Genomic DNA, 13,516 nt, shown 5'->3' with positions numbered 1-13,516 from the left:
TGAAACACAGGCTCATGCGATTTATTTTCCACAGTCAGGGAACAGAACTCGCCGGATGATGGCATAAAGCCCCCTCTTGTCCATCTCCAAAGACCTTTCCGCAGGTCTGCTGTCTAAAATGGAGAACATGCGACCAGATCAAGCCGGTTGTGAATATGTCCCGATTTAGATGTTTAAATCACGTTGACAAAAGACCTATTGGTATGGGGTGAGAGCTGTTCCGCTGGTTGCTTTGACTCGGCAGCGTCGTGGAACCGGCATGGCCTGAGGCGATCTGGTGGATCAGGAATGGGCGATTATTGGTCTGCTTCTGCCACCCGGACACAGATGTTGGACCCGGTCAACTGAAGACAACCACCTGTTCCTCAATGGCATGCTCCGTGTATGTCCGATTTCACCGTTAGACCGAACAGGATCTCTGGGATGCCCTGCGGCAAACGTTGATGGATTTTCGCCTGATCAGTGAGGGACAGAATAGGGTCAAAAGCACAGTAATCCCTGCTCAATCACCGGTCAGCGGCGCAAAAGGGGAACTCGCCTGGAATTTTTTAGTCGATCACGCAGTGACTTTACGAGCAAGGTTCACGCCCGATGTGACAGTCAGGGATATCCTCTCAGGATCTACGGATCCACGGAATCCTGCCGGTCATTCCATCACGCCAGAGCCGAAGAATCCCGCAAAAAAACAGACTGAAACCGCTACAGGGGTTTCAAACGTATTAATATAACGCATCAGCACAACAGCTGGCCCTGAACTTTCAAAGCAGCCTGCGCCAAGAAGGATGCCCATCGGTACGTTTGATGCTTCTCCGTCAGCAGATCCTGCCGAATTTCAACAAGACATGCAGGAATATCGCGCCCGTCGCCATGAACCGGCACCGCATAATCTTCATCAAATTCGATCACATAAGGAAAATTTCCGACGACCGGATCGCCAGAAGCCTCATGAAGGGCCTTGATGAAGGCTTCGGCATAGACTGTTGCCTTGTCAAACAGGATTCCCGCTGGCCACAACCTCTGCTCCCCTTTGAATACTGCGGTAAAACTGTGGATTCCAAGCAGTAGCGTCGGCTCTTTCACTGCCTGCCGCTGGTCCAGAATGCGCGTTACAGCGTCATGGAATGGATGGAACCAGCGCCTCTGGCGCTCTTGCCGCTCGATATCAGACAGATCCTTATTACCCGGAATAACGGTCAATTCACTTACTGTCGGGATCGAACTCGAACTATGCAATGGCCTGTTGAGATCAATGACAAGGCGCGATACTGTTCCCAGAATAAGAACGGCATCGAGCTGTCGTGACAATTCAACAGCAACCGCCCGGGCACCGATATCCCATGCGATATGGCGCAACCGTTCCTCTACCGACAGCCCCAGGTTCGCATAGGAAGATGGAATTGATGACGAGGCATGTTCGCACAGAAGAACATAGGGAGATTTTCCAGATGGATTAACGATCTCTACAGCTTCAGCCCCTGAATTTTCAGACCGATCCAACACAGCTCTCAGTATCATATCTATCCTTTAAATAACCGGATGATCCAGGCGCACTGCCAACACCAGTAAATGAAATGATTGAATTTCCAGTGAATGCCTAAAGCTTCCTGCGTACCCTCTCGATATCTTCCAGTCGTTCCTGAACCCTGCTTTCCGGATCCGCCATGATGGCAGCGAACAGCGCTTCAATCTGTGCCAGTCCTGGAATGAGAGTATCGAATGGAGAGATGGTCGCGATCGGAGCGCTCAGCGTCACATTGGCGAATGCGGCAATAGGAGACTGCCACATGTCAGTGAATAGCAGGATGCGAACACCCCGCTCATACGCGGACCGCGCAAAAGCAATGATATCCTCCTGATAGCGACGATAATCGAACACGGCCAGTGTGTCGTTCTCGGTAAAATCTGCAAGAAGATCAATGAGATCCGCCGGGCCGCCACCAATATGAAAGACGCCTGATCGGGCCTGGATCAAATGCCCTTGCAGCAAACCCGCGAGATGCTTGCTGGATCGTCCTCCCAAACAGTAGACATACCGCCTGCGTCTTCCCAGCAACTCCATTGCACCGTGAAAATTCGGAGGCAGATACCCGTCATGCATCGTCTGAAGATTGGCAATGATCCCCTCAAGAAACATGTTATGCACTTCGTCGGAACGGAAAGACCTGGCATCCTTTCCCTGGAGTACCCGCAATGGAGAAAAACGACCATCATCGAGTTCCTCGAGAATGGCCGCTTTCAGCTCCTGGTAGTTTTCGAACCCCAGCTTCGACACGGCCCGCATGACGGTCGGATCGCTCACATGAGCCTGCCGGGCCAGTGAAGACATTGAGCCCGTAACTGCCAACGGATAATTATCGACGAGAACCCGAACGACCTTGAGTTCAGAGCGCGTCAATCCAGAACTTCTCTCGATCAGTTCGTCCCGGATGGATGTGAATTTTTCTGTCATATGCCGTGAATACCGCACCATTTCATGATGCTATACGCCAGAACCTTTGTTGTCTCTGTGATACTCTCAAGCGTTACATATTCGTCTATGCCGTGGGCATTGTTTCCCGAACATCCATAGATTACACAGGGAATACCATGCGCGGCATAATGGGCAGCGTCGGAAACGGCGATGAACCCCGTAATGTCCACATCCAGCCCCAGCGCCTTTCTGCCCGAAACCAGAGACTGCACCAGTGGATGCTCGACAGGCGTGTTCATAGGTTCAAAATGCAGGCCCCCAAGCTCCCAGATCACCTTGGGAGGATGGTCCCGCAGCCAGGCGTAGTTCTGCGCAAAACGATTGACGAATGCCTCGAATTCGGTACGAACATCCGCACTTTTCTCGTTCGGCAGAAACTTCAGATCAATATCAATTGCGCAACAGTCTGGCGTGATGGCCGGATTTTCCATCATTGTCGGCACGCCATTTGGTCCAGCGAACGCTCCCGCACGGATCACACCCGCGTGCAACGTATTCATCCCTGGTGGCAGGAGAGGATGGCTTTTGGTCATGGCCCAGTCACGTTCCAGTTCGCCAAGTGCAATCAGGAAGCGCGCGCCAAGATCTACAGCACTGACGCCCGGCGTTCGGGACGGTGCCTCAGCCAGCGGGTAAAGCGATGTGTAACGCCATGCTGAATGGGCAGCCCGGCCCGGGATGACCACCCGGACCCATTCCAGACCGCCCTCCGCTGGCAGGATGTTGCCGTAAGTCGTTTCCGTGATGATCCCGGCACGACATTTCGGAAAATTTGCCGCTGCATGAATTGCCCCGAACCCGCCGGCTTCCTCATCAACGACACTGTGAACGTCCACACGCCCCCGGGGTCGGTATCCAGCCCTGAGAACGGCCCTTAGCGCAGCGATCATGGCGATGACGCCACTCTTCATGTCAGTGGCGCCCCTTCCCCACAGACAACCCTTCGCAATGTCACCGGAAAAGGGTGGCATCGACCAGGTTCCGGCATCCCCCGCAGGCACCACATCGATATGACCGTTTAGCATCAGGGACGTTTCGTCCTCTCCGGCCAGGCTGGCGATCAGATTGGGCCTGCCGGGGAACACATCATATCGCTCGGTGCTCAGACCGATCTCTTCCAGCAGGCCAGCAAGATACGCCTGAACATCGGCCTCACGGTTCAGACCGTCTGCGATCTGGAACTTGGGATTAATCGAGGGAATGCGCACGATGGCCTGACTTTGCAGAATCGCCCAGTCCTGCTCCGCATCAATGACAGCACAAACCTTTTCATAAGCCTGCTTCATCTAACACTTCCCCTCAGATGGCGCTTTCCAACACGGGCCGGAATCGTCAGCTCTGGCGTGCCGGTCGCGTTTTGTAAGATAGTCAACATTATTGATGAATATGTCCATACTGGAATCATCTTGACTCCGGATTGATCTACGCGCGATGGTTTTCACATGAACAGCCAACCAGGGACGGACGGAGGCCTATGACACCTCGGGACTCACGATTTCAGCCGGGGCGAAGCGTGCTCCTTCTGGTCGACATGCAAACTGTCTGGATGCGTTCTCCCACCGGGACAGGGAACGACTATTTCACAACACGCAACGCAACCCTTGCAGTCCCCAACCAGGTCCGCATGCTTCAGTCGGCACGCAGACTGGGCATTGATGTCGTGCACACAATCATCAGAAGTCTGCGTTCAGACGGCCGTGACCGGTCTCTGGACCATAAACTGACCCCCATCCACATCGCTCCCGACGATCCGGACGGCGATATCATCCCCGAACTCGCACCTCAAAAGGACGAGATCGTTCTGCCCAAAACGTCTTCCGGGGTCTTTAATTCGACCAATATCGATTACATCCTGAGGAACCTTGGCACCGATCATCTGATCGTCGCCGGGCAACTCACAGATCAATGTGTCGACATGGCGGTCCGCGACGGAGCAGACCGCGGTTATCGCGTCCTGGTTCCCGAAGACGCCTGCTCGACCTACTCCCCTGAACGCCACGCGGCTGCCCTTACGGCTTTTGGCGGATACTGCACGATTACCGATACCGAGAACGTCCTGCGCAGAATGGAAGAGGTTTCCTGTCATGCATGATGATCACCAGACCACAACACTGGGAGCACTTCTCACCAATGATCTGGTCGGAATCACCCGTGGCCGTTTCTTTCCTCTTCCCGCACGCGCGCAGGCCATGGAGAAAGGCTGTGGCTGGGTTCCAGCAAATCTGGGCCTTACACCATTTGACGAAATTGCCGCCGACAACCCATGGGGCTGTACCGGCGACCTGCGCCTCCGTCCCGATCCGCAGACAAAATTCCTTTCCTGTCGCCTTGGAGACGGAGCGTTTTCGGGAATGCTGTGCGACATCACGACGCTTGAGGGGCTGCCCTGGTACGGTTGCGGTCGTTCTTTCCTCAAGGCTGCGCTTGATGACCTGAAAAATGAATTCGGCCTGATCATGCAGGCGACATTTGAAATGGAATTCCAGATTACGGGTACGCAATGGGATTCAGCGCCCGCATTTTCCATACAGGCTATGCGACGTGCAGACGGCTTCCTGCGTGCCCTCACGGATGCTCTTACGGATATCGGCAACGCTCCCGAAATCGTTCTCCCCGAATATGGCGTCGACCAGTTTGAAATGGCTTTTCCACCTCGCCCTGCTCTTGAAGCGGCCGACAAAGCCATTCTGACCCGGGAGGTCGTCCGTGAGGCTGCACGCCTGCATGGACATCGCGCCACCTTCACCCCCAAACTGCATCCAGACAGCGTTGGGAACGGGCTGCATATTCATTTCTCGTTCCTGGATAGCACCAACCTTCAACCCGTAACCTATGACCCGAGTGCTCCAGGTGGGGTCTCAACACTGTGCGGTCAGTTCGTCGCCGGCATCCTGGAACATATGCATGCACTTATGATTTTCTGTGCTCCCACGGCAGTGTCCTATTTGCGTCTGCTTCCGCATCACTGGAGTTCGGCCTATGCGAGCTTCGGTGCTTTAAACCGGGAAGCCGCTCTGCGCATTTGCCCGATGGCGCCGGGGGTTAATCCGGAAAAAGCCTTCAATATTGAATTTCGCCCGACAGATGGAACATCCAGCCCCTACTGGGCCCTGGGTGCACTGGTGCGCGCGGGTCTTGAAGGCCTTCGCCAGAAACGCTCGACCCCCTCACTTCTATCGGGAGATCCCGATGCCCTCTCGGAAACGCAGCGTTCGGAGATGGGCATCACGCGCCTTCCCGCATCACTAACAGAAGCGCTGGCAGCGTTCCTGGATGACGTTACGGTAAAGAACTGGTTTGATCCGACCCTGGTGGATGGAATCCGTACCGCCAAGATCTGCGAAATAGAACGGGTAGCCGACTGCGATCCGGCAGAGCTGTGCCGGAAATATGCAAGAATATACTGATCCAGAGACAACAAACCCAGTAGCCAAAGACGTAACCACATCGTCACGGTTTTTAGAAAAGGCGGATCCACAATGTCCAATGGCAGGTCACAGCACAGCAGGCGTCTCCGGGGCCTACTCGGTTCCGCCTCGCTTCCCGCAACATTTCTTGTTTTTGTTGCCATATCGCAACATAAAGCCTGCGCAGCCGAAGAAGCATCTTCCGGCCATCAGGCGAACCGCGACATCCCAAACGCATCTCGCCACGGTTCACACGCTACGAAAAAGGCAACTGCGCATCCGTTAACAGTGGCTAGCACAAGTGTCGAAAAAATTCATATCAACGGGCAAAGCCACAGACATCAGCTTTTGCAGGAGCCGCAGTCTATTGCCACATATTCCGGGGCCGAGCTACGTCAGCTCAATGTTACGAAAACTACGGATCTGCTGGGCATGACACCCGGTCTTTACATGACAACCAGCAAGCTCTCGCCCTCACAGGAATCTACCCAGTTGGTAATCCGCGGTGTTGGTACCAATGCCCAGCTTGAGCCCGCTACCGGAATATACGTCGATGGCGTCTACATGCCTGCGCTTGATTTCGATGTAGGTTTCATGGATCCCGAACGGGTTGACATCTACAAAGGGCCCCAGAACACCCAGTTTTCCCGAAATGCAGAAGCCGGCATTGTCAGTATCGTGACAGCCCCACCAGGTGACCATACAGTCAGGCGAGCACGTGTCGGGTTGGACAGCTTCGACACGTTAACCACTCAGCTTTATCTCAGCGGCAAAATTGCCAGGAATTTTTATGGTTCCATTATCGCCGATTATAGCCGTTCAGACGGATACATCAAAAATAATGGAAAATCCAAATTCCCTCTCACCGATCCATACTTTCCCAATCAGGATCTGATCTCCCTTTACGGTTCGCATATCAAACTCAACCGCTATACGGGCGTCGAACAGAAAGGGGGCTTCCGAACGGACCTGCGTTACAAACCTACACAGAGGCTCGAATTTCGCCTCGTCGGCGACTATCATCGCGATAATGGCAACCAGAACGGCGCCGGCCCTCTGGACAGTTGTCACTGTTACAATGTCAATGGCGATCTGGCTTATCAGGCTGACAGTGTCAATTACGGTGCGGCCCTCATCGCAAGCTATACGCTGCCTTACGCCAAATTTTCGACCATCACATCATGGCGTGAATCCCGTTCCGATGTTCCCCTAGATTTCGTGGGAGATTCACGCCTGACCAATAACCTGCAGGACATCTATTCCGAACAGCAGTCCAAAATGCAGGAATTCAGGATCGAGTCCGTCGGACAGCGACGTCTGACATGGAATGTGGGCTTCACGGCCTACAAGGACAGAGAATACACGAACAGGTTCTATCTTCTTTCTGATCTCGACTCTCCGGACGGAACCCAGCATTCGCTCTACAGCGGAATCTGGAACTCGCAGGTCGTCTCCCTGCGCCGCACCGGGTATAGCGGGTATGGGGAGTTGGCCTATGCGATCACGCCTCGCTTACATCTCACAGCAGGTGTCCGGTATCTCTGGGAAGACACCCGCGCTTCGGGGCTGGAACGTTATGTTATCCCGGCAAACAACGTCCTGTCCGCTCCACTCTCCAGCCTGTCTTCCTGGGGGTCCTTCAACACGCCCGTCCTCAGCGAGAGACGCTGGAACAGGGCACTGCCTTCTGCCACGCTGAGTTATGACCTGGCTTCCTCGACATCTGTCTATTTGCGTTATGCCCAAGGCTACAAATCTGGAAGCTATCAGAAGGCCCCCGTCGTCCCGACGGATGTTTCGCCCGTCCTGCCGGAAACGACCAACACCTATGAGATGGGGATAAAATCCCAGGTCAACAAAAACATCATTGTCGAGCTTGCCGGCTTCGACACCGAACTCCACAATCAGCAGGTGGATTCTACCGTTGTTCGCGATGGCATTACCTCCAATGCCATAACGAATGCCGGGGCCAGTCGCATTACGGGTTTTGAGGCCAATATTGGCTGGCACGTTACCCCACGCTTCGAGATCAACGCCAATGCAGCTTACACGCCGAGCAAGTTCCTCGACTATGTAATTCATCCCGGAGCAGGCAAAGCTGCCGTAGTGCGTACAGGGTCCGCCCTACCCAGCACTCCGGACTGGACCGCCAACATCCGCGGTGCCTACACCCTAGCCTTGAGCACCACGCAAAGTCTCATGTTCCAAGCGAATTTCCGCTGGGTCAACAGTACCTATGTGGGCACGAATGCGACATCTGCCGATCCCATCCTACATATCCCATCCTGGAACCAGTTGGACCTCAAAGTGATGTATCATGGCAAATACTGGTCAGCCTCGCTCTATGGCAACAACGTACTGAACCGATACATCATCCTCTCCAAATTCAACACTTTCTTTGCCCTGCCATCAGGACGATATATCCACGATATAGTCGCTCCTCCAGCAAATGTCGGCTTCGATGTCACTGCCAATTTCTGACGGCAAGAAAAAAGAATGTTATTCGCATCTCACCCAAAAAACGTCTGGAATATTTTTGCGATCGCAGTTTTCGCAGGTCTAGCCAATGCCAGCCTGCTTTGCGCTCCGGTGATTGCCACTCAGTTAATAGCGGAACTTGCGCTTACGACACGACAGACGGGTTTATTTTTTTCCATTGAATTCGCTGGATACTGCATCGCTGGGTTCGGCGGACGATGGCTTTTACCTCATGTCTCCTGGCACCGGATCACTCTCCTGGCGATTGTTATTGTTGTCATAACCAATGCATGTGCCGTTCTGCTCCTGCACCATTGGCAGCCATTGCTGCTCCTGCGTCTGATTGGTGCTTCTGCCAGCGCGATGATTGGTATTATCGCCATGAGCAGCGCGAACAGGCATCCTTCGGCAGGTCGCGCCTATGGCATATATATTCTCGGCCAGTGCATTACAGGGGTGGTCGGGCTCGCCCTTCTACCTGCGCTTTTCGCGCACTGGGGCGTGAGAGTCTATTTCGTTTCCATGGCGCTCCTTTTCTGCCTGGCCGCTTTCATGGTGCCGCTGCTTCACAGCGGGGAAAGCATCCATGCTGGTACGGACGCGTTCTCCAGTCATCCCTCCATCATGGATGGGAAAGACCATACGATACGCGTCGTCCTGCGTCGGGCTGCGGTTTTCCTGTTCTATACGGGCCTGAGCGGCATCTGGACGTTCTCTGGAGCTCTGGGGCAGAGAGCAGGTATTAGTAATCTCCACGGTGGAGTTCTACTGTCTCTGGCTGCTCTCGCTGGCGTCCTTGGATCAACATGCGCAGCTTGGTACGGAGGACGGCAAGATGGCACAGGATCAGGCAGTACAAGAATTGCTGTTCTCGTAGGCTACATACTCTTGATCGCAGCGCTGCTGACGATGACTGCTCCGTTCGGCACAACGTATATTGTGGGAATTATCTGTTTCAAGTTCGCCTGGACCTTTGCCGTACCGTTCATTTTCGCCACTGTCGGGCGCCACGATGTTGATGGAAAAATCATCGCCGAAATCAACCTGCTGGCTGGACTGGGATTGGCTGTAGCGCCCTGGATTGCTGGCCAAATCGTAGCTGCCGGAAGCCTGACACTCCTCCTACTAAGCGAAAGTGCACTGCTATTGGGGTCAGTCGCCAGCGTTCTTGTGCTTCAAGGCCACGAACAGGCAACCCAAAAACATCAAAAATAAAAAAATACGCTCAGGGTATGTCGTCAATCACGTTGAGGTTATTCGTCCCCAGATTGACGGAGAACATTTCTCCTGAAGTTCGTACCCGGGCGGTTCGACTAAATGTAGAACATGAGGAAAAGCACCCATTACGATGGGCCGCGATGCTTCCATTATGAAATGACTGTCCTCTCTCAGCCTTTGGCCACTTCCAGATACCGCTGAAATTTGTGTCGGCGCTGGGTCTGGCGTCCATTTTCTACGGCTACCTCCTGAAGCAACCAGCGATGGAAAGTTTCCAGCGCCCCCGACAGGCTTCGCGCAAGTGGTCTTGCAAAGTAATAGGCATCTTCACTCTCCACAGGCCGAGCAACAAACTCCAGCAACTGCCCCGTACTGATCTCCTTCTCCACCAAAAAACGAGGCACGAGCGCACATCCGGCTCCGCCAAGTGCTGCCCCTACGATGAAGCTGAACTGGTCAAACAGCGGACCATGCAAGGATGTTGGCTGAACATTCTGAGCTACAAACCAGCGCTCCCATGCATCCGGCCTTGAAACGAGATGCAGCAGGGGGGCAGAGAGCAGATCCTCACATTTTCGGAAGGAAAACCTTTCATAAAGCTCAGGAGTACACACCGGCACCAACCGCTCCGGCATCAGATATGAGACTTCGCTTCCCGGCCATTCCGCCGTACCGAAATGTATAGAAGCATCCAAAGTGTTTTCCGTGAATTCAAAGGCATGCAGATGAGTATACAGATTGAGCGTAATGTCCGGATGCTGCTCCATGAAGGAAGCAAGCCTTGGCGCAAGCCATTGTGTGCCCAGCGTCGGGAGGACGCCCAGACTGACAGTCCCGCCACCCGGATTGGCCCGGAATGCCAACGTGGCAGACGAGATATAACGCAAAGCCGCCCGGATTTCGCGGGCATAGGCGTCCCCCGCCTGCGTCAGCCGTACTGTCTGGCGATCACGGGTAAACAGTGCGGCGCCTAGATGTTCCTCAAGAGCACGAATATGTCGGCTGACTGCACTCTGGGTCAGATTCAACTCTTCTGCCGCGCTTGTAAAGCTCTGGTGCCGGGCAGAGGCCTCAAAGGAATACAGAAGCGAAGTGGAAGGCAGAAAACGGCGTGCAATAGCCATGGCGGGAGCCTCGTTCACATGAGTCAGGACAGGAGATCATTCCATATCTACATGACCTCTGTCTTCAATATCGTTTGTGAAATGCAACGTGACAATTACAGTCTCGATTTCAGACCCGTGGCGCAATGAGAGGAAAATGATTGCCATGCCGCCCTGTTCGCATGTTTCTCCTGATGAGATCAGGGCACATTTCGCAAGTGCCATGTCTGCGATGTACCGTCAGGAGGTTCCGTCCTACGGCACGCTTCTGGATCTGGTAAAAGAGGTCAATCAGCAGACCCTGAACGCGCACCCGGCACTGAAAGCACGCCTGAGTAGTGATAATACCTGCGCGCGGCTGGACGTGGAACGTCATGGTGCCATCCGTCTGGGTACGCCCCAGGAACTGGAAACATGCCGCAGGGTATTCACGGTAATGGGCATGTTTCCGGTAGGATATTACGATCTTTCCGTGGCAGGTATCCCTGTTCATTCAACGGCCTTTCGTCCGCTGGATGAAGTGGCGCTTTCTCGCAGTCCATTCCGGATTTTCACTTCACTTTTGCGTCCGGAACTGATTGCGGACGAAGAACTACGCCAGACAGCACTGGATGTTCTGCAAAAGCGCGACATCTTTATTCCAGAGACAAAAAACCTTCTCGAACTCCATGATCGGAATGGTGGCCTGACATCCGCTGAAGCAGATCGTTTTGTTTCGACAACCCTTGAGACTTTCCGCTGGCACAGAGAAGCCAGTGTCAGCGCGAACACCTATCATCAACTCCATGCCGCCCATCGGCTTGTTGCAGATATCGTGTGCTTCAAGGGCCCACACATAAACCATCTTACCCCTCGCACCCTCGATATCGACGCTGTCCAGAAACAGATGCCAGAACGGGGAATGCAGGCAAAAGCCCGGATTGAAGGACCGCCAGAACGACTGGTGCCTCTACTGCTGCGTCAAACCAGTTTTACGGCACTTAAGGAGGAGATCATCTTCGCCAATGGCGAGGCTGGAACACATACAGCCCGCTTTGGAGAGATTGAACAGCGCGGCATTGCACTGACCCCCAAGGGACGTGCCCTGTACGACACCCTGCTGGAACAGGCCCGGCAGGAAAGCACCACACCCTATGAGCAGCGTCTTGTAGAGGCATTTCGCGCCTTCCCTGACGATGAACAGGAACTGCGCCGCCAGAAACTGGCTTTTTTCCGCTACGTGCTCACTACACAAACCGTGCCCGCAGGTCGCTCCCTTGAAGGCCTTATTGCAGAGGGTGCCATCGTAGCTATCCCTATCACTTACGAAGATTTTCTGCCCGTCAGTGCCGCTGGTATTTTCCAGTCCAATCTGGGGGAACACAAAACTGCTGCCACAATGCAGGCGGCCAGTCGCCTTGCCTTTGAAAAGGCACTGGGTGCACCGGTGCATGACGAAATGGCACTTTATGAAGCCATGCAGGCGGCATCACTTGAGCAGCTCGGACTGACAGAAACGGAACTGTGCAACGCATGAATAACGATCCGCTGACACACGGCCTCTGGGAACTTACCGCCCCGCCGCCCCCGAAAACAGACACTCTGTCAGATGACCTTCATGCAGATGTAGTAGTGGTCGGAGCGGGTTATACAGGCCTCAGCGCCGCCCTGAAAATTGGAACAGCAGGACGTTCCTGCATCGTTCTGGAAGCAGAGGAAATCGGTTTCGGAGGCTCCGGCAGGAATGTCGGACTTGTCAACGCCGGTCTCTGGCTGCAACCAGCAGAAGTACGCAAGGTGCTGGGCCAGCCCTATGGAAACCGTATTCTCTCCTTGCTCGATCAGGCGCCTTCCGTGGTGTACGATCTGATAGCAAAATACGGCATTTCCTGTGAAGCCTCACGGCCCGGCACACTTCATTGTGGGGTCGGAGCAGCCGGAGACAGACAGTTGCGGGAACGGGAACGCCAATGGCAAGCCCTGGGAGCAGATGTCGTCCTGCTGGACCGGAATGAAACCGCAGCTCTGACCGGCAGCAGACGCTATTCCAGCGCCCTGCTTGACCGTAGGGCGGGCACCATCCAACCCCTGGCCTATGCTCGCGGACTAGCAGATGCCGCCCTTGGCGCAGGCGCGCAGATCTTCACCCGAAGCGCGGTTATAAGCACGACAAGGCTGACAGATGGCTCTTGGCGGCTGAGCACGCCGAACGGCAGTGTCACAGCACGCTGGGTTATCGTGGCGACAAATGCCTACACGGTCTTCCCATGGTCCAACCTCCGGACGGAGCTGGTGCCATTGCCCTACTTCAACATTGCCACTACACCACTTCCTCCTGCCATACGCCGGAGCGTGCTGCCACATGGGCATGGAATCTGGGATACAAAAGAGGTACTGACATCCGCACGGATGGATCAGGCGGGGCGGCTGATCATTGGGAGTGTAGGTGCACTACGGTATGGTGGTGCCCCCATCCACGAGGCTTGGGCAAAACGGTCCATGCACCGTCTTTTCCCGCAGACACGGGATATTCCCTTCGAGAGCGCATGGTGGGGCACAATCGGCATGACCGCTGATCATGTGCCACGCTTCCACCACCTGGCGGATCAGGTCGTCACGATGTGTGGATATAATGGCCGCGGGATCGGCCCCGGAACCGTATTCGGAATTGCTCTGGCTGAACTGGCATTGGGCACGCGGGATTTGTCCCAGATGCCCCTTGCCTGCCAGCCCGTACACCGCATCACCGGCCGTAAAGTACGAGAAACTGTCTATGAATTGGGATCAGTTGCTTCGCATCTGGTCACAGATCGCGTCTAGTTGCCCTGCTGTCTTCAATATTCTTCCCAGAAATTATCCGG

At 54.5% G+C, this 13,516-nt stretch carries 10 protein-coding genes; 6 read left to right on the top strand and 4 right to left on the bottom strand.

What is annotated here, in order from left to right:
* Positions 1-732: 732 nt before the first annotated feature.
* The 3 genes from HKD31_RS14185 to HKD31_RS14175 all read right to left on the bottom strand — a co-directional run bounded on the left by HKD31_RS14185 (position 733) and on the right by HKD31_RS14175 (position 3,756).
* Positions 733-1,515 (bottom strand): N-formylglutamate amidohydrolase, encoded by a 783-nt coding sequence (locus tag HKD31_RS14185; RefSeq protein WP_194265551.1) that lies wholly within the window; start codon positions 1,513-1,515, stop codon positions 733-735.
* A gap of 79 nt (positions 1,516-1,594) precedes the next feature.
* Positions 1,595-2,449, bottom strand: a complete 855-nt coding sequence (locus tag HKD31_RS14180; protein ID WP_194265552.1) for a MurR/RpiR family transcriptional regulator — start codon at positions 2,447-2,449, stop codon at positions 1,595-1,597.
* Positions 2,446-3,756 (bottom strand): M20 family metallopeptidase, encoded by a 1,311-nt coding sequence (locus HKD31_RS14175; protein WP_194265553.1) that lies wholly within the window; start codon positions 3,754-3,756, stop codon positions 2,446-2,448. The genes HKD31_RS14180 and HKD31_RS14175 overlap by 4 nt, the downstream gene beginning before the upstream one ends.
* Before the next feature lie 188 nt (positions 3,757-3,944).
* On the opposite strand from HKD31_RS14175, the gene HKD31_RS14170 reads away from it, so the two are divergent.
* The 4 genes from HKD31_RS14170 to HKD31_RS14155 all read left to right on the top strand — a co-directional run bounded on the left by HKD31_RS14170 (position 3,945) and on the right by HKD31_RS14155 (position 9,570).
* Entirely contained in the window at positions 3,945-4,562 is a 618-nt protein-coding gene (locus HKD31_RS14170; protein ID WP_194265554.1) for a cysteine hydrolase family protein, read from the top strand.
* Positions 4,555-5,877, top strand: a complete 1,323-nt coding sequence (locus HKD31_RS14165; protein WP_194265555.1) for a type I glutamate--ammonia ligase — start codon at positions 4,555-4,557, stop codon at positions 5,875-5,877. The genes HKD31_RS14170 and HKD31_RS14165 overlap by 8 nt, the downstream gene beginning before the upstream one ends.
* 72 nt (positions 5,878-5,949) lie before the next feature.
* A complete protein-coding gene (locus tag HKD31_RS14160) occupies positions 5,950-8,358 on the top strand; it encodes a TonB-dependent receptor (RefSeq protein ID WP_194265556.1) in 2,409 nt (802 codons plus the stop codon).
* A gap of 15 nt (positions 8,359-8,373) precedes the next feature.
* Positions 8,374-9,570 carry an MFS transporter gene (locus tag HKD31_RS14155; protein WP_194265557.1) on the top strand — a complete coding sequence of 399 codons (1,197 nt, stop codon included), beginning with the start codon at positions 8,374-8,376 and terminating at the stop codon, positions 9,568-9,570.
* Positions 9,571-9,743: 173 nt separating this feature from the next.
* Here the strand turns inward: HKD31_RS14155 and HKD31_RS14150 are convergent, their stop codons facing one another.
* Positions 9,744-10,697, bottom strand: coding sequence for a LysR substrate-binding domain-containing protein (locus HKD31_RS14150; protein ID WP_194265558.1), 954 nt, complete (start codon positions 10,695-10,697; stop codon positions 9,744-9,746).
* 136 nt (positions 10,698-10,833) lie between these two features.
* On the opposite strand from HKD31_RS14150, the gene hglS reads away from it, so the two are divergent.
* Together hglS and HKD31_RS14140 are read left to right on the top strand one after the other, a co-directional pair.
* On the top strand, positions 10,834-12,192 hold the full coding sequence (hglS, locus tag HKD31_RS14145; RefSeq protein WP_228120821.1) for a 2-oxoadipate dioxygenase/decarboxylase HglS: 1,359 nt from the start codon (positions 10,834-10,836) through the stop codon (positions 12,190-12,192).
* The gene (locus HKD31_RS14140) at positions 12,189-13,475 is read left to right on the top strand and encodes an NAD(P)/FAD-dependent oxidoreductase (RefSeq protein ID WP_194265559.1); all 1,287 of its coding nucleotides are present in this window, start codon (positions 12,189-12,191) and stop codon (positions 13,473-13,475) included. The genes hglS and HKD31_RS14140 overlap by 4 nt, the downstream gene beginning before the upstream one ends.
* The last annotated feature ends 41 nt before the right edge of the window (positions 13,476-13,516 follow it).

The organism is Gluconobacter potus, from assembly GCF_015244705.1.
Taxonomy (GTDB): Bacteria; Pseudomonadota; Alphaproteobacteria; order Acetobacterales; family Acetobacteraceae; genus Gluconobacter; species Gluconobacter potus.
This window is presented reverse-complemented; position numbering and strand designations above follow the sequence as displayed.

Coding starts and splice junctions, on each gene's coding strand:
- HKD31_RS14185 (WP_194265551.1), bottom strand. CDS start 1,515: ATGATACTGAGAGCTGTGTTGGATCGGTCTGAAAATTCAGGGGCTGAA.
- HKD31_RS14180 (WP_194265552.1), bottom strand. CDS start 2,449: ATGACAGAAAAATTCACATCCATCCGGGACGAACTGATCGAGAGAAGT.
- HKD31_RS14175 (WP_194265553.1), bottom strand. CDS start 3,756: ATGAAGCAGGCTTATGAAAAGGTTTGTGCTGTCATTGATGCGGAGCAG.
- HKD31_RS14170 (WP_194265554.1), top strand. CDS start 3,945: ATGACACCTCGGGACTCACGATTTCAGCCGGGGCGAAGCGTGCTCCTT.
- HKD31_RS14165 (WP_194265555.1), top strand. CDS start 4,555: ATGCATGATGATCACCAGACCACAACACTGGGAGCACTTCTCACCAAT.
- HKD31_RS14160 (WP_194265556.1), top strand. CDS start 5,950: ATGTCCAATGGCAGGTCACAGCACAGCAGGCGTCTCCGGGGCCTACTC.
- HKD31_RS14155 (WP_194265557.1), top strand. CDS start 8,374: ATGTTATTCGCATCTCACCCAAAAAACGTCTGGAATATTTTTGCGATC.
- HKD31_RS14150 (WP_194265558.1), bottom strand. CDS start 10,697: ATGGCTATTGCACGCCGTTTTCTGCCTTCCACTTCGCTTCTGTATTCC.
- hglS (WP_228120821.1), top strand. CDS start 10,834: ATGATTGCCATGCCGCCCTGTTCGCATGTTTCTCCTGATGAGATCAGG.
- HKD31_RS14140 (WP_194265559.1), top strand. CDS start 12,189: ATGAATAACGATCCGCTGACACACGGCCTCTGGGAACTTACCGCCCCG.